The sequence below is a fragment of the Bacillus sp. FSL M8-0025 genome, from assembly GCF_037975475.1.
GTDB lineage: Bacteria > Bacillota > Bacilli > Bacillales > Bacillaceae > Bacillus > Bacillus subtilis.
This window is the reverse complement of the sequence record NZ_CP150258.1, coordinates 2,522,775-2,538,554: the sequence shown is the minus strand read 5'-3', so window position 1 is coordinate 2,538,554 and position 15,780 is coordinate 2,522,775. Positions and strand designations below refer to the sequence as shown.

The window sequence follows — 15,780 nt, the reverse complement described above, 5'->3', positions numbered from 1 at the left end:
TTGTTGAGGACAAAATAACGAGCCGCTTTAGAGTTGTATCTAATGGTATAAATACGGAATTAAGATAGGAAATAATCAATAGGAGAACGTAATGTACAAACCTATTTTTCGATGAAATTCCTAATATCACTTTGGTTAAACATCTCACATTGCGTTCTCGTTAGTGAAAAGTTCTTTTTACGCTTCGTGAAATCTTCTCCAATTCCATAGTTAGTTTTACCTGTCCTATTATGAAAATTTTAATTAATCCTTAACACGTATGTTTCTTTTCTTTTTCTAACATGTCGTGTAACCTCTCAGAAAATTCTTTATGGTATATTGTGTACCCCGTATGATTTCCGGGGAATTCAACCAATTCTGTTTTCAATTGTTCCGCTAGGGCGTTCGCGCAACGATAAGGAAAAAGCTCCCGAGAAGCACTTCCGCCAGCTGGGAGTACCTTCATCGGTGAAGATGTAAACACAGTTTTTAATGCTTCGAAATCTAATGTATAGTTGAGAATTCCTTGAATTTCATACTCAGTGAAATACGTTGAATTGCCGAGAAGCCGCTTTGTCAGCACAGCCTTTGATTGTTCGTCTGTCTCTAATCTTGACATTAACTTAATGACTTCACTTCGATGATTTTTCTTAAGGTCTTCCATAAATTGCTCGGCTTGTTTCAGCTCATTTCCATGCAGAAGCTGCAATAAGATTGGTTCGTGTGGGATCATGACATGTACTTGTTCGGGATGGCGTATGCACAGATCAAGCCCGATAACAGCCCCGGAGCTGCTTCCAAATACGTATGCCGGCTTATTGGTGATTTTGGCTAGAAGACGGTGAGCATCGTCACTGTGTGTTTCCACACGGTAATCCTCAATCTGATTGGCGAGATTGCTGCGGGAATGGCCGCGGCGATCATAAGTAACAACCGTGTACCTGTTAGCCAGATGATTGGCAATATGATGGAACTTGTCGGCATCACCGCCTCCGCCGTGGACTAAAAGAATGATTGGACCTGCGCCACGCACCTGATAGTGGATGTTCGCTCCAGGTACTTGCAACGTTCCATTGTTTATCGTCATTTGTAGGACCTTCCTTTCTTCTCATCTCCCTTAACTTTACACAATTGGCCAATGGTATCATATGCAGGAAATAACTAAGAAACAAACTCGCCATATAAAAAGCACTGATTATCTTTCATCAGTGCTTCCGTTTTGTTTATTTAGAGTAGACAATTTTTTTTATTGTTTCAATAGAGAGGTGATATTCATCAGATAATTGATGAATGGTTTTGCCGTTTTTAAATGCTTTTTTAATAGAAGCGTTTCTGTCATCGATCAGCTTTCTTGTTCCTGAACACGCACCCCATTTTTGATGAGAGGATTCAGGTTTAGGAATATATATTGTTTTTCCTTGAACATACTTTTGAATTTCCGATATCAGCTTTTCAGGTAAAATAGCGGTTGCTTTTACATATGCCATTTCTGCCAGCTCCTTATTTTTTTATGACAAATAAGGTGCAAAGCCACTATATCAGAAAAGCTTACTTGGGCGATCTTTTAGAAAGTCTACCCCATGCAAAGTATCGCTTCCCAATAGTAGGCTTTGCATGGGACGTTGCGGAATCTGGCATTCTCATCTTGCTTGCCATTTATATCACCTCCCTAACGATTTTCGATGATCACTTCCATTATAAAATAGAGTAAAGCCTTATGGCATCTTGTTAATGAAAGTTGGCAGTATGAAAGGGACCTTCCAAGTGAGAGGGGCTAAGGCTGATTGGCAATCAAAAGAGTAAGATTCAAGCTATATTACTTTAGATTCAAAATATTGACAAATTGATGCATTTTCAACAATAGGGCAGTCTCTTCATGTATACTGAGTCTGTATTTACAATATTTAGAAAGGGGAAGTGCAATGAAAATCAGTGTGCAAAAAGCAGCGATCTCATTACTTGTTTTCACCATGTTTTTTACCCTGATGATGAGCGAAACGGTTTTTGCGGCGGGACTGAATAAAGATCAAAAGCGCCGGGCGGAACAGCTGACAAGTATCTTTGAAAACGGCACAACGGAGATCCAATATGGATATGTAGAGCGATTGGATGATGGGCGAGGTTATACATGCGGACGGGCAGGCTTTACAACGGCTACCGGGGATGCATTGGAAGTAGTGGAAGTATACACAAAGGCAGTTCCGAATAACAAACTGAAAAAGTATCTGCCTGAATTGCGCCGTCTGGCCAAGGAAGAAAGCGATGATACAAGCAATCTCAAGGGATTCGCTTCTGCCTGGAAGTCGCTTGCAAATGATAAGGAATTTCGCGCCGCTCAAGACAAAGTAAATGACCATTTGTATTATCAGCCTGCTATGAAACGATCGGACAATGCCGGACTAAGAACAGCATTGGCTAGAGCTGTGATGTACGATACGGTTATTCAGCATGGCGATGGTGATGACCCTGACTCTTTTTATGCCTTGATTAAACGTACGAACAAAAAAGCGGGCGGATCACCTAAAGACGGAATAGACGAGAAGAAGTGGTTAAATAAATTCTTGGACGTACGCTATGACGATCTGATGAATCCGGCCAATCATGACACCCGTGACGAATGGAGAGAATCAGTTGCCCGTGTGGACGTGCTTCGCTCTATCGCCAAGGAGAACAACTACAATTTAAACGGACCGTTTCATGTTCGTTCAAACGAGTACGGTAATTTTGTAATCAAATAAGCAGTGAGGAAAAGAAACCGCTGCAGATGAACTCAATCTAAAAGATACCAATGATGTATGTTGGTATCTTTTTATTTGCAGTAAAAAGTATTCAATTCTCTATAATGATTAGGTCAGGCTTGAGGCAGATACCTTAAAGGACATTGGCGATTTCATGTAAAACAATAACAATATAGAGGCTTTTTTTATAGCAGCCATGCCGGATTACAATGGATCTGTGCAAGAAGGCGCCTTCAATCCATCTATTAACGATGGAAAGGGGGAGGCTTTTTGCACAGTCCATCTACATCATTTGATAGTCTCCATGCGTATAAACTGTTCCGTCCATAATACGTCGTGCGGTACGGACGATCTTTATACCAGTGGGCTCCACCATTGTTTCAATAATACCAGAAGAATGAGCTAGCCGAACCTTTGTAGAGTGGTTTTTTGCTATTCTTGCAGGGATTGCACCTTCCACTGAAAGGGCTCTTGTTGTACATATCGCTCCAGTGACAGCCAGTGCTTGATGTGGCTTTTGCATGGACATCATCCTGATGTGTAAGTCCATCTCAACGCTTGAATGCCAAGCACCTGTACTATCTTTATATTTCTCTGGTTTTGCTACTATAGCCAGTTTGGGGACAGCCGGCGATAACTTTGTAGCTGAAAATCGACTGGCAAAGCCGCATTTCTCTGCCGCAATGGATCTTAATTCTTCAAATTGAGCCAACTGTAGATCAGTAAATTCTTCTGCAAGTTCCGTTCCATCCAGGCCGATACTGCTCGCTTCCACAAAAACTAATGGATTTGCATAGTCGATAATAGACACCTCTATTTGGCCTTGACTTGTATCTAAAAACTCCGAACTATTTCCAGTAGGCAATAAATGACCGGTAACTGAACCAGCGGCATCATGAAAGTTTAAATAGATTGGAGATCCAGATCCAGGTACTCCAGATATCGTAACATCTCCGTCATATTTGACCTGACCGTCTTCCACTTCTACTTCCGCAATGATCATTTTATTCGTATTGGTATTCAGGATCCTTACCGCAGTCATTGGTTCTGTCGCTTTTACAAGTCCTTCTTCGATAGCAAATGGACCAACAGCAGCGGAGATATTTCCGCAGTTCCCCTTAAAGTCCACTTTTTCTTCTGAAATGCTGACTTGACCGAAAGTATAGTGAACATCAATATCCGAAGTATATGCTTTCTTTATTATTGCCACTTTACTAGTAAGGGAATTACCGCCACCCAAACCATCTATTTGTCTTTTATCAGGACTTCCCATGACATCAAGCAAAAAGGGCTCCCATTCGTTTTTATTGTTAGGCATGGCTGATTCGTGGAAAAAAACGCCTTTGCTTGTTCCGCCTCTCATGATTGTTACATTCGTCTTGACCATCGTCATCATCCTCATCTTAAAGGTAGTATTTTTTATGTTTTTTAGTGTAGAAGGTAAAAAAATAAAAATAAAATATAAGTTTTCTTAATATTCGATAAAAAAACTTTTATAATTGTGAAAGAAGGACTAGAAAGGAAGATGAAAATGGATGAGAAAGATTGGATTTTATTGAAAATTCTTCACGAAGAACAAAGTGTAACAAAAACAGCAGAACGATTATTTACATCACAGCCTTCCATCACTTATCGGTTGAATAAGATTGAGGAGATTTTCGGAATTGAATTATTCACCAAAAGGCATAAAGGAATTACCTTTACTGCGGAAGGAGAACACTTGGTTGCTTATGCAAGAAGAATGCTACAGGAACTTCAAGATACCAAAGATCATATCTCTAATCTAAGCAAAGAGGTGCAAGGACATCTAAGGCTGGGGGTATCAAGCAATTTCGCTCAATATAAGCTCCCTAAGTTATTAAGGGAATTTTCCACTATGTATCCTAATGTCCAATATAGTGTACAAACAGGCTGGAGCACAGATGTCATGAAATTATTAGATGCTGGTATTGTACAAGTCGGTATACTGAGAGGAAGCCATCGCTGGAAAGGGGTGGAGGAACGGCTGACACGGGAAAAATTACATATCATCTCAAAAAAACCAATAACGATAGAGCAGCTTCCTTTTTTACCTTTTATCAAATATAAAACGGATGCTTCTTTAAAAACGATTATAGAAGATTGGATGCATACGAATCTAAAACAAGCCCCCATTATTGCAATGGAAGTGGATCGACAAGAGACTTGCAAAGAGATGGTAAAGCATGGTCTTGGTTACTCCATAGCACCAGAAATTTGCCTGCAGGAATCTGATCATTTGTACACAATGGAACTGTATAATGCTAAGGGTAAGCCTCTAATGAGAGATACTTGGCTAATGTACGATCAAAAATCATTAGGAATCAAACTCGTTAAAGCATTCATTGATTTTTTAAAGGGTGAACAAATGGTAACCATTTAAAGTTATGATAGAATTTTTTTTGAAACACAGTAAAAAAATATTTATTTAACTTATTACACCGTATAAGATATGTTAATCAAAAGTCATTTGAAAGCGCATTCTTGGAGGTGTAATATGCTTACTATTTTAGGTTTTTCGATGGTAACTGTTTTTACAATATTAATAATGACAAAGAAAGTCTCGCCTATTGTTGCCTTGACCATCACTCCCATTGTTTTTGCTCTTATTGGAGGTTTTGGTAAGGGTATTGGCGACATGATTTTAGAAGGAATTCAAACAGTTGCAAGTTCAGCGGCATTGCTATTGTTTGCTATTCTTTTTTTCGGAATTTTAATTGATGCAGGTTTATTTGATCCGCTAATAGAAAAAATTTTATCTATAGTAAAGGGAGACCCTGTGAAAATAGCGATAGGGTCTGCCGTCTTGGCAATGCTTATCGCTTTAGATGGGGACGGTACAACAACCTATATGATAACAGTCTCAGCAATGTTACCTTTGTATAAAAGAATTGGTATGAATCCCATGGTTATGGCGACATTAGCAATGCTGTCGTTGAGTATCGTTAGCGGAATGACTCCATGGGGCGGACCAGCTACAAGAGCGATTTCAGTGCTGGGTTTGGATCCTTCAGATTTTTTTGTGCCATTACTTCCGACCATGCTTGGAGGTATTGCTTGTGTGATATTTCTGGCTTTTCTAATGGGAAGGAAAGAGAGGAATCGAATAGGCATCGTTCAATTAGAGCCTAGACATATAACAAAGGACAGCTCTCAATCTTATATGGCTGCTAGTTTGGAGAGCGAGCAATTGAAAAGGCCACGCTTAATATATCTTAATTTATTCCTCGTTATAAGTATCATGGTGTTTATTGTGCTTGGAACTAAGCATCCGTCAGTTTTATTTTTAATTGGTTTTGTTCTTGCCCTTACTATAAATTATCCGAATGTAAAAATGCAGAAGGAGCGAATCGCCGAGCATTCTGGTAATGCCATAACTGTAGTATTATTGGTATTTTCAGCAGGAGTATTTGCTGGTATATTATCCGGGACAAAGATGGTGGATGCCATAGCAGGATCATTAATATCCGTTATTCCCTCATCAATGGGAGGGTTTTTCCCCGTTATTGTAGCACTCACTAGTATTCCGTTTACTTTTGTTTTATCAAATGATGCATATTACTTTGGTATGGTACCTATCTTTGCAGAAGCTGCCTCAGCATATGGTATAGAACCAGTAGAAATTGCAAGGGCTTCTATAATGGGGCAGCCGGTTCATCTGATGAGTCCATTGGTTGCGTCAACAGTATTGCTAGTAAGCATGCTTAAAATGGACTTGGGGTCATTTCAAAGGTTTGCCGTTAAGTGGGCTGTAATTACATCATTAGTTATTACGTTGTTAGCAATCATTACAGGGGCTATTACTATTTTGTAAAGAAACAATAATAATATTTAGACTGCCAATGAATCATTAGTTTGATTGATTTAAATACAGCTGAAAGGGGTCCCAAGCTGATCAAGCCAGTTGTCTCTCCAGTTACTCTATTGTTTAGGGTTCTTTTTTAGAAGTGGCAGCATTTTTGTCGATGTTTAGCCAGCATTTTCAGCATGATGTGGAAAAGACAAGAGACAAACATGCTCTTGTCTTTCTTAATATGATAGTTCAGTATAAATATTTAAGAAAAATGTCAGTATTGAGTAATGAATGTATCACCAGGCGTATGCCTCAGGTGTCTCTCCTCCAGGTCCGGGAAAGATATCATTTAACATGCGGAGAATCTCCTTATCCAGACTGATTTCAACGGCTTTTATCGTATCACGCAGCTGCTCAACCGTTCGTGGTCCGATGATCGGCGCAGTTAAAACTGGATTTGCCAGCACCCATGCCAAAGCCACATTTGCTTCTTTTTCTTCTAGTTCTTTGCATAAATCTGAAAATTTCTCGAGTTGCAAACGATGTTTTTCAATTAAATCTGCTCTTTTTGCTGTACGAGTTCCGGCATTGCTTTTCAATGCCTTCCCGCCAAGAAGCCCTCCTGCAAGGGGACTCCACGCCACTACTCCTAAACCAAGATCCCGTGCAGCCGGCAGCACTTCCATTTCAGCTGTTCGTTCTAATAAACTATACTTATGCTGTTCAGTGACGAGTCCCATGAATCGCCGTTTTTCAGCTTCAGCTTGCGCTTTAACTAAATGCCAGCCTGCAAAATTACTGGATCCAATATAGTCTACTTTGCCGGAGCGAACCTGAGTCTCAAAAGCTTCCCATATCTCATCCCACGGTGTCCGCCTATCGATATGATGCATTTGGTACAATTCGATATGATCTGTCTGAAGCCGCTTCAGTGATCCTTCCAGATGACGTCTGATTTTGTATAGAGACAAGCCCCTCATATCATTTGGTCCGTCATTCGGATCAGAAATCGGTTCATATACTTTTGTCGCCAGAACAACTTTCTCGCGGCGCTGTCCTCCTTGTGCAAACCATTTTCCAATGATGCTCTCTGTCAATCCTGCGTTTTTGCCCCAGCCGTAAATATTGGCAGTATCAAAAAATTGAATGCCGTTATCAAGCGCTTCATCCATGATACGGAACGCAGTCTTTTCGTCTGTATCAACTCCAAAATTCATCGTGCCTAAACATAAACGGCTCACCCGCAATCCTGTTCTCCCTAAATAGGTATACTCCACAACAAACCTCTCCTTTATCATTATTTTTGGCAACAGCTGCAATACAATTGATTCAACAATTGTTTGCTCTTTGTTACGATTAAAAAGACGAAGCAAATGTAAAGCAGACGCAAAATTATAGGAGGTTTTTTCAAATGAATATAGAGGATCTATGGGATCAATTTCATCAGCCGTTAAAAACATATATTTCACATAGGGTTAACGATCAATCTATCGTTGATGACCTCTTGCAAATCGTATTTATGAAAATACAAGTGCATCTCCCAAATCTGATCGATGAACAAAAGATCGACAGCTGGATTTATCGGATCACTAGAAATACGATTATTGATTTTTACCGTACAAAAAAAACAAGCGAAATATTGCCTGATGTTCTACATTTTAATGACAGTGCAGAGGAAGAAAATTTCACCAAGGAAGCAGCTGTGTGTATTCGATCGACCATCAAACGGTTGCCTGAAAAGTATCGAGAGGCGCTCGAGTTAACTGAATTCCAGGGGTTATCACAAAAAGAGTTGAGTGAAAAGCTCGGCATTTCTTACTCCGGAGCAAAATCAAGGGTACAACGCGGACGTGGAAAATTAAAACAGCTGCTTGAGGGGTGCTGTCATATTGAAGCGGATCGATATGGAAATATCGTAGACTTTCGTATTTTAAAGGAATAACTGATGAACATAGTCAGTTATTCCTTTAAAATAGGCCATCCGCATGAAGAGCATTTTTCCTTTGATGTTTGCAAGAGATGTATGTATAATATAAATCGTAATGTTTTCGATTTAATAAAAAAGGAGTGTTGGAATGAACATTTTATTTTCAAAACGGCTAGGCATATTAACGATTGGTTCATTACTAGTTTTGGCAGGATGTCAGACTTCCGGTTCTTCTGCAGGTGAGTCTAATCAAACAACATCATCCTCAGCAGTTGAAGAAGACTCTTCCAAAACGCAAGAGCAAACATCTGACAGTCATACACACGAACATTCTCACGATCATAGTCATGCGCATGATGAAGAAACAGAAAAAATATATGAAGGCTATTTTAAAAACAGCCAAGTAAAGGATCGCTTACTTTCTGATTGGGAAGGAGATTGGCAATCTGTATATCCATACCTGCAAGATGGTACTCTTGACGAAGTGTTTTCATATAAATCAGAACACGAAGGCGGCAAGACAGCTGAAGAATATAAAGAGTATTATAAAAAAGGCTATCAAACAGATGTTGACCGTATTGTAATCCAGAAAGATACTGTAACGTTCTTCAAAAATGGAAAAGAATATTCTGGTAAGTATACGTATGACGGATACGAAATTCTAACCTATGATGCGGGCAATAGAGGGGTAAGATACATATTCAAACTAGCTAAAAAAGCAGAAGGGCTGCCTCAGTATATTCAGTTTAGTGATCATAGTATTTACCCGACTAAAGCTAGTCATTACCATCTCTATTGGGGGGACGACCGTGAAGCTTTACTTGATGAAGTCAAAAACTGGCCTACTTACTACCCGTCAAAAATGGATGGACACGATATTGCCCATGAGATGATGGCTCATTAAATGATGATTACTCTATGAAAGTTGTTCTGCCATAGCCATTTTTTCTGTGGAGAATTGATAGAATGGGGAAAAAACTGATTGAGACCATTCAGTATCCGCCATATTATTGTGACGTGGCATACCTTGAGTCATCTCACATGAAGAGTAGAAGAAACCTATTTCAAAATAAAAAATCATTGGATGTATGGCAGTGGATTACGCTTGAAATCTATTGGCTTATATGAAGCAAAGAAGAGACCCAAAAACCGCAAAGCTTCTTCAAGAAAGCTTTGCGGTTTTTTATATGTCTAAGCCTCGATTCATCTCACCATAAAAATGCATTTCAACTTTCTCTTTTGATCGACAATAGTCCATAAAGGGAAGAATATTTCCCTCACAAAGAAGTCGTGGCAGTAATCTCCATAGGTGTGTTTGCATGGCCCACTTTAATGGTTTTGTTTAAATCTAATAAAAAACAGACGCCATAAAGATTTCTTATGGCGTCTGATGGATATGAGGTAAGGTGTGTTCTTAATAGCCACCAAAGAAAGATGTCCCAACGATGATTAATAGGATGAATAGAACTACGATTAATGGAAATGACCTCATAACATCACCTTCCTTAAAAGAGGATAGTACATGATATGCAGATCGAGCTTATTCGATAGTGATGCTAGTTTAATTGATGTAAAAATATTTTTAAGGCTGGACTGCTAACTGATCTTTATTAGTTATTGGATCATACTTATGATTTTGGAATGAATCCGTTTCAAAGTGATGTGTTGTTCTCGGCCAATCGTTGGCTAATCTTCCTGATGCAATCGAGCTATATGAAGCCATCCCTCTTTTATGAAAGTACACCCAAAACTTCTCTCTCTTGCAGACCCTTAATCATTTGACTTGCATATCGAGCGTAAGCATGCCTCATCTAAAAATAAAGTGCACTATCTGCTATTTGTTTTAACATTTTTAAGACAGTGATGCACACCTTTTGCGTTGAGCAAATGGAACAGGCTCAGAAGGGGCGAGCTGCTCCTTACTTCACCCAGATAAAAGACGGGGATAGACGGCATGCACCGAAGCTAACTGAAAGTTAAATTGAAATGAAAAAAGGGGCATGTTAAGCCCCCTTTAAGACTATCGAGAACTTCTCAATAGCCTAACGCATTGTATGTTTAACATGTTTTAATTTTTCACAACGGATAAACTGACACTGTTGCCTGAGACTGTTACTTTAGCGAAGTCTTGTGTATCAATTACAGGTGTTATTGCTTTGTTGTCGATGGTGATGTTTGTAAAAGATGTTGAAAAATTTGATTTGATAGATTGGCGTGAACCTGTTGTTGCAACTGTAGCGAGCGCTTTCCATTTGGAGATGGAGCCGACATTTGTTTTGCTGATTTCTGAAATGAGACGGCCGTTGTATCCTGCATTGTTTGTGCCCCAGTATGTAGCGCGTGTATTGCCGTTAAGGTTTTTGTAGATGGTAAGTTGTACGGTGCTGCCGGGACGGAAGCCTTTCGTATTCGTAAATTGGCTTCCTCCTTCGAGGTACTGAACCTGATCCTGTCCTTTTGAACCGACTTTCATATATGGTTTCCATACGTTATATTTATCACTGTACTGAAACCCGATATCGGATTCTGTGCCCCCGCTAAAGCCAGAGTAGATGTAGGCTGTCCCATTTGAAACCTGAATGGAGCTAGGAAGCTGGATTTTCATAACAAAAATGGCACCAGTGCTGTTCAAGTAAGCCCTTCCGCCGATTCCATCAGTTAGCTGTGATGCAGCTTCTGCGGTTTTTGGACTAATAATACCCGGCACATCTACTGCACATGTGCCAAAAAGCACAGTTGCCGTAAGCGCACCCGCGAGCAGTCCTTTTTTCATCATCATTATTTCCCCCTATCATTATAATTAGAAAACGCTATCATCTTGTATTATAAAACATTATGAAAATAATTCCATAATCAACATGAAAATAGACACAGAATTTACACATTATGACTTTGTGTATCTGGCAAACGGTCGATTTCTAATCTCGAAAAATGTCCTGTGAAGTGTAAATGTTACGATAACTTTTCAATCGAGACTTGTGTTTTATTGAAATAGAAAAGCTATAAGAGATGGGGGAGAAATAAGAGGGGAAAGAGCGAAAACACTGTAATCAGATATGTGTGTATAACTCAATTGTTTGTTAGAAAAAAAGTGGGCTTTTTAAGCCCGCTTCTTAGTTCATGTTTCTCTTCAGGAGATTGTCTTTTTCATTTACATTCAATGTCCAACATGACTCCTTTGAGTTTCATCTAATATTTCAAACAATCTTTTGTACTTTGATATGACTACTTGGTCCACAATTTTATGGCCAGAATTGAAAAAGGTGATTGAGCCCGATCCTTTACCAAGCTGGTTACGATCTGCAAGAACTTTTTTCAACTGTTTTGCAGTACCGACACTGCCTGAAATCATATCAACTTTTATCCCAAATAGTTTTTCAAAACTGTTTTTGAAAAACGGAAAATGAGTGCATCCTAACACAATCGTTCCATATTGTTTCAGATCAAAAGAAGATAGTTCGTTCTTTAGATATTTAATGATTTTGTCTTCACTAAAATCAAAGTTCTCAGCAAATTCAACTAGTCCTGGAAGAGCTAAGCAATCAACAAGGTCATGGTGATCAATTTCTTTAACTAGATTATGAAATTTCTCTTCTTTAAGCGTCAAATTAGTAGCAACTACCAGAACTCTTTTTCTTTCCTCTGTACATTTATTTATAGCAGGCTTTACAGCGGGTTCGATTCCGATTATCGGAAAGTCGAAGTTTCTCCGAAGATCCTCTATCGCAATGCTAGTAGCTGTATTACACGCAATAACAAGAGCTTTGATATTTTGACTGGCCAGAAATTCAGCTGCATTGAAAATATATTCTTTAACTTTACCCTTTGATTTTTCACCGTATGGAACGTTTAACGTATCTGCATAAAAAATGTAATCTTCATAAGGAAGAACTTTTATGGCCTCATACAATACAGTCATGCCACCAATTCCTGAATCAAAAAATCCTATTTTCATCACTTCTCACGCTTTCTGTCTCATTCTTTTTTTATCATATGACTTTATATCATCTGAATCAAACGAAAAAGAACCATTTTACTATTCAAATTTAATATGGGAGCTATCGATTATTCGAATAGGGAGCAAAACTTGAGAAGGGGAGATAAGATCGAAATGTTGGTAATGTATTGTGGTTGTGGTGAAATTATCAAGATCGCATCGTATCAATGTGATGATTGATAACCCGATTCAAATTAGCTTTGAAAATGTAGGAGTATTTAGATTTCCAGAGTCAGTGGATGAAATTACGAAAAAAAAAGCAAACTGCCTGTCAAAGTTTGCTTTTTGCTCTATCAATGAGGTGCGCCTATATTTTTATATCCTCTTGGCAAAGCTGATTTAAAAGCTGCTTAACCGAAATTTCCTCAGTCAATGACCGTATCCCTTGACCTGCCCATAAAGACATCTGATCATGGTTATTTTGAAGTGAAGCCTTCTGTCTCATTGCCTTCGTTAGTGTATTTTGATAAGGGTACGGAAGGGTTTGTGTCTCAAACTGTTCTTTTTCTTCCATCCATTTATTTACGATTCCTCTGGCCTCTTTACCTGAAAATAATGTCGTAAGCTTTGTATCTGCTTCGTTTGCTTCTAGTATTTTCTGTTTATGTACTGGATGTGCGTTACTCTCGTGACAAATTAAAAAGGCAGAACCGATTTGAACGCCTTGGGCTCCAAGGGTTAAAGCTGCTTTTACTCCTCTGTGGTCTATCATTCCCCCAGCAGCTATGACAGGTACGCTCAGTGCATCTGCTGCTTGTGGAATCAGAGCCATTAAACCTACGGCAGATTCACCTTTGGAAGGTAAGAATGCTCCGCGATGTCCACCGGCTTCACTTCCTTGAAGTACTACTATATCCATTCCCCGTTCTTCCATTAACAATGCTTCTTCTACTGTTGAAGCGGTTCCTATTAAACAGCATCCAGCGGTTTTTAGCTCCTTTACTGCGTCTTCAGGCGGCAGATCAAAAGTGAATGAGCAAGCCTTAACCTTATATTTTAAAATTAGATCAATTTTTTGATAGAAGTCATCCCACTCTTCTTGTACAGATGTGAATTGATTTACTTGATTAGCTAACGGTATGTTTTCTTTCCACTTTTTAACCTGATCTTCTGGTGGCATTTCTAGACCAAGCGGAACAAACACATTAATTTGAAAAGGAGCGTCTGTCAGCTCAAACATTTCTTTTATCTGTTGTTCTAGCAGGTCTGGCGTAAGATACCCCGATGCTAAGCTGCCAAGAGCACCTTGATTCGAAACTGCAGATGCAAGTCGGGGCTTTGTAATACCGCCGGCCATTGGAGCTTGAATAATCGGTTTTGTTAAGGAAAACTTCTTCATAAATTCATTCATACCGAATCCCCCGTTAAGACATGATTTTTGAAAAAGTGTCATTTTTAAGTTTACTCAAAAACTCGTATTCGCTTAAATATATTGTTTTCCTTCTTTTTGTCAATCTCTCATACCAGTTAACATGTCGATAAAGCAGGGGAGATTAAAGTGTGTCAAAGAGTGTCGTCCCATGGCGGCTCTACAAAAAACTGAATATTCATGTAGTCCTTCATAGTTGATATCTGATTTTGAGATGTCTTGCATCTTAATTTTGAATGATATATAGAAGGACTTCATGTAAAATAAAGCTTAGAAGAATACATCACATTCAAGAGTAAAAAAATCTATAAGACGTACAGATCAATATTCGGTTTTACAGTTAGATATTAAGGCTGAAACGGAGGAACATGCGATGCGAAGTGAGCAGGAAATGATGGACATTTTTTTGGACTTTGCTTTGAACGATGAGAGAATCCGATTGGTCACTTTGGAAGGGTCGCGTACAAACAGAAATATCCCTCCTGACAACTTCCAAGATTATGACATCTCGTATTTTGTAACTGATGTAGATTCTTTTAAAGAAAATGATCAGTGGCTCGAAATCTTTGGGAAGCGCATTATGATGCAAAAACCAGAAGATATGGAGCTTTTTCCTCCCGAATTAGGTAATTGGTTTTCATACATTATTCTTTTTGAGGATGGCAACAAATTAGATCTAACCCTTATTCCAATTCGTGAAGCAGAAGACTATTTTGCTAATAACGATGGTTTGGTTAAGGTATTGCTTGATAAGGATTCGTTCATCAACTATAAAGTGACCCCAAATGATCGCCAATACTGGATGAAAAAGCCGACTGCAAGGGAATTTGATGATTGCTGTAATGAGTTCTGGATGGTTTCGACTTACGTAGTAAAAGGATTAGCAAGAAATGAAATCCTTTTTGCCATTGACCATTTAAATGAAATTGTACGTCCTAATTTATTGAGAATGATGGCCTGGCATATCGCATCTCAGAAAGGGTATTCATTTAGTATGGGGAAGAACTATAAATTTATGAAACGGTACCTTTCAAATAAAGAATGGGAGGAACTCATGTCTACATATTCTGTGAATGGGTATCAGGAAATGTGGAAGTCTTTATTTACTTGCTATGCATTATTTAGAAAGTATTCAAAAGCTGTATCAGAAAGTCTTGCATATAAGTATCCTGATTACGATGAAGGCATCACTAAGTATACGGAAGGTATTTATTGCTCAGTAAAGTAATAAGAATATAGGATTGTTTTCATATGATATTTGATTCTCGCTGACAATGGAGACCAAGGAGTCACCATGTTTGTAAAAAGATGCGTAAATCGTTATGTTTAAGAATGTCTACGCATTTTACTATGATTATTCTTGTCCAAAATTTTTGTTCTTTTTAACGAAACGAGGCATTATAATTAACCTATAGGCACATTAAAAAAATAATAGAATGTAAAGGAGGATTTTTGTGTTCCAAACCTTAGACCATTTTTTGAAATCTTGGGAGTTCGAAGCAGATGCTACACAGAAACTATTAAATAGTCTGACTGATGAATCACTTAAACAAGAAATAACTTCACAAAATTGGACTCTAGGCCGTATTGCTTGGCATACTGTTGCTGCCATTCGCATCATTACCTCAAACACAGACTTAACGTTCCATGCCCCAGCTGAAGATTATCCTGTTCCAACTTCGGCTCAGTTTATAGCTGACAGCTATCATCAAGCCAGTAATGCATTTGTACAGGCATTAAAAACCCAATGGACTGACCATACACTTCAAGAACGTATCAACTTTATCGGACAACAATTGCCTAACGGTTCACTTTTGATGTTTTTAATTCAACATCAAAATCACCATCGGGGACAAATGACTGTTCTTATGAGACAAGCAGGGTTAACTGTTCCAGGTATTTATGGTCCAGCAAAAGAAGAATGGGCAAAATTTGGTTTGGAAGCCCCGAAAATGTAAT

Annotated in this window: 16 protein-coding genes; 8 read left to right on the top strand and 8 right to left on the bottom strand. The window is 38.7% G+C overall.

Going from position 1 to position 15,780, the window contains the following annotated elements; translation table 11 throughout:
- Positions 1 to 250: 250 nt before the first annotated feature.
- Positions 251 to 1,066 carry an alpha/beta hydrolase gene (locus tag MKX38_RS13100; RefSeq protein ID WP_124072912.1) on the bottom strand — a complete coding sequence of 272 codons (816 nt, stop codon included), beginning with the start codon at positions 1,064 to 1,066 and terminating at the stop codon, positions 251 to 253.
- 136 nt (positions 1,067 to 1,202) lie between these two features.
- Positions 1,203 to 1,466 (bottom strand): CD3324 family protein, encoded by a 264-nt coding sequence (locus MKX38_RS13095; protein ID WP_003229850.1) that lies wholly within the window; start codon positions 1,464 to 1,466, stop codon positions 1,203 to 1,205.
- Between the two features lie 435 nt (positions 1,467 to 1,901).
- Here MKX38_RS13095 and csn point away from each other — a divergent pair, with 435 nt between their 5' ends.
- Entirely contained in the window at positions 1,902 to 2,717 is an 816-nt protein-coding gene (gene csn / locus MKX38_RS13090; RefSeq protein ID WP_339187330.1) for a chitosanase, read from the top strand.
- A 283-nt stretch (positions 2,718 to 3,000) separates the two neighbouring features.
- On the opposite strand, the gene MKX38_RS13085 is transcribed toward csn, so the two are convergent.
- Entirely contained in the window at positions 3,001 to 4,104 is a 1,104-nt protein-coding gene (locus tag MKX38_RS13085; protein WP_019712533.1) for a 2-methylaconitate cis-trans isomerase PrpF family protein, read from the bottom strand.
- 144 nt (positions 4,105 to 4,248) lie between these two features.
- Here MKX38_RS13085 and MKX38_RS13080 point away from each other — a divergent pair, with 144 nt between their 5' ends.
- Positions 4,249 to 5,118, top strand: a complete 870-nt coding sequence (locus MKX38_RS13080) for a LysR family transcriptional regulator (protein WP_015251604.1) — start codon at positions 4,249 to 4,251, stop codon at positions 5,116 to 5,118.
- 114 nt (positions 5,119 to 5,232) lie between these two features.
- On the top strand, positions 5,233 to 6,549 hold the full coding sequence (locus tag MKX38_RS13075; protein ID WP_015251605.1) for a citrate:proton symporter: 1,317 nt from the start codon (positions 5,233 to 5,235) through the stop codon (positions 6,547 to 6,549).
- Positions 6,550 to 6,824: 275 nt separating this feature from the next.
- On the opposite strand, the gene MKX38_RS13070 is transcribed toward MKX38_RS13075, so the two are convergent.
- A complete protein-coding gene (locus MKX38_RS13070) occupies positions 6,825 to 7,805 on the bottom strand; it encodes an aldo/keto reductase (protein ID WP_339187329.1) in 981 nt (326 codons plus the stop codon).
- Positions 7,806 to 7,939: 134 nt separating this feature from the next.
- Here MKX38_RS13070 and sigZ point away from each other — a divergent pair, with 134 nt between their 5' ends.
- From sigZ to MKX38_RS13055, 3 genes are all read left to right on the top strand, one after another.
- A complete protein-coding gene (sigZ, locus tag MKX38_RS13065) occupies positions 7,940 to 8,470 on the top strand; it encodes an RNA polymerase sigma factor SigZ (RefSeq protein WP_014480374.1) in 531 nt (176 codons plus the stop codon).
- A gap of 133 nt (positions 8,471 to 8,603) precedes the next feature.
- Positions 8,604 to 9,359: a metal-binding protein ZinT gene (locus tag MKX38_RS13060; protein WP_003229858.1), complete on the top strand. Its 756-nt coding sequence runs from the start codon at positions 8,604 to 8,606 to the stop codon at positions 9,357 to 9,359.
- A 62-nt stretch (positions 9,360 to 9,421) separates the two neighbouring features.
- The gene (locus MKX38_RS13055) at positions 9,422 to 9,583 is read left to right on the top strand and encodes a hypothetical protein (protein WP_003245984.1); all 162 of its coding nucleotides are present in this window, start codon (positions 9,422 to 9,424) and stop codon (positions 9,581 to 9,583) included.
- Positions 9,584 to 9,869: 286 nt separating this feature from the next.
- Here the strand turns inward: MKX38_RS13055 and MKX38_RS13050 are convergent, their stop codons facing one another.
- The 4 genes from MKX38_RS13050 to MKX38_RS13035 form a co-directional block, all read right to left on the bottom strand.
- Positions 9,870 to 9,947: a YjcZ family sporulation protein gene (locus MKX38_RS13050; RefSeq protein ID WP_072175780.1), complete on the bottom strand. Its 78-nt coding sequence runs from the start codon at positions 9,945 to 9,947 to the stop codon at positions 9,870 to 9,872.
- 576 nt (positions 9,948 to 10,523) lie between these two features.
- Positions 10,524 to 11,231: a YrpD family protein gene (locus MKX38_RS13045; protein ID WP_339189431.1), complete on the bottom strand. Its 708-nt coding sequence runs from the start codon at positions 11,229 to 11,231 to the stop codon at positions 10,524 to 10,526.
- Between the two features lie 381 nt (positions 11,232 to 11,612).
- A complete protein-coding gene (murI, locus tag MKX38_RS13040) occupies positions 11,613 to 12,410 on the bottom strand; it encodes a glutamate racemase (protein ID WP_015714374.1) in 798 nt (265 codons plus the stop codon).
- 349 nt (positions 12,411 to 12,759) lie between these two features.
- Positions 12,760 to 13,803 carry a nitronate monooxygenase gene (locus MKX38_RS13035; RefSeq protein WP_015714372.1) on the bottom strand — a complete coding sequence of 348 codons (1,044 nt, stop codon included), beginning with the start codon at positions 13,801 to 13,803 and terminating at the stop codon, positions 12,760 to 12,762.
- Positions 13,804 to 14,194: 391 nt separating this feature from the next.
- On the opposite strand from MKX38_RS13035, the gene aadK reads away from it, so the two are divergent.
- Positions 14,195 to 15,049, top strand: a complete 855-nt coding sequence (gene aadK / locus MKX38_RS13030) for an aminoglycoside 6-adenylyltransferase AadK (RefSeq protein ID WP_014477445.1) — start codon at positions 14,195 to 14,197, stop codon at positions 15,047 to 15,049.
- Positions 15,050 to 15,275: 226 nt separating this feature from the next.
- Positions 15,276 to 15,779, top strand: coding sequence for a DinB family protein (locus MKX38_RS13025; protein ID WP_015251612.1), 504 nt, complete (start codon positions 15,276 to 15,278; stop codon positions 15,777 to 15,779).
- Position 15,780 lies beyond the last annotated feature (1 nt).

Bases quoted from the DNA above. Each gene is read 5' to 3' on its own strand.
- MKX38_RS13100 (WP_124072912.1), bottom strand. From the start codon at position 1,066: ATGACGATAAACAATGGAACGTTGCAAGTACCTGGAGCGAACATCCAC.
- MKX38_RS13095 (WP_003229850.1), bottom strand. From the start codon at position 1,466: ATGGCATATGTAAAAGCAACCGCTATTTTACCTGAAAAGCTGATATCG.
- csn (WP_339187330.1), top strand. From the start codon at position 1,902: ATGAAAATCAGTGTGCAAAAAGCAGCGATCTCATTACTTGTTTTCACC.
- MKX38_RS13085 (WP_019712533.1), bottom strand. From the start codon at position 4,104: ATGGTCAAGACGAATGTAACAATCATGAGAGGCGGAACAAGCAAAGGC.
- MKX38_RS13080 (WP_015251604.1), top strand. From the start codon at position 4,249: ATGGATGAGAAAGATTGGATTTTATTGAAAATTCTTCACGAAGAACAA.
- MKX38_RS13075 (WP_015251605.1), top strand. From the start codon at position 5,233: ATGCTTACTATTTTAGGTTTTTCGATGGTAACTGTTTTTACAATATTA.
- sigZ (WP_014480374.1), top strand. From the start codon at position 7,940: ATGAATATAGAGGATCTATGGGATCAATTTCATCAGCCGTTAAAAACA.
- MKX38_RS13060 (WP_003229858.1), top strand. From the start codon at position 8,604: ATGAACATTTTATTTTCAAAACGGCTAGGCATATTAACGATTGGTTCA.
- MKX38_RS13055 (WP_003245984.1), top strand. From the start codon at position 9,422: ATGGGGAAAAAACTGATTGAGACCATTCAGTATCCGCCATATTATTGT.
- MKX38_RS13050 (WP_072175780.1), bottom strand. From the start codon at position 9,947: ATGAGGTCATTTCCATTAATCGTAGTTCTATTCATCCTATTAATCATC.
- MKX38_RS13045 (WP_339189431.1), bottom strand. From the start codon at position 11,231: ATGATGAAAAAAGGACTGCTCGCGGGTGCGCTTACGGCAACTGTGCTT.
- murI (WP_015714374.1), bottom strand. From the start codon at position 12,410: ATGAAAATAGGATTTTTTGATTCAGGAATTGGTGGCATGACTGTATTG.
- MKX38_RS13035 (WP_015714372.1), bottom strand. From the start codon at position 13,803: ATGAATGAATTTATGAAGAAGTTTTCCTTAACAAAACCGATTATTCAA.
- aadK (WP_014477445.1), top strand. From the start codon at position 14,195: ATGCGAAGTGAGCAGGAAATGATGGACATTTTTTTGGACTTTGCTTTG.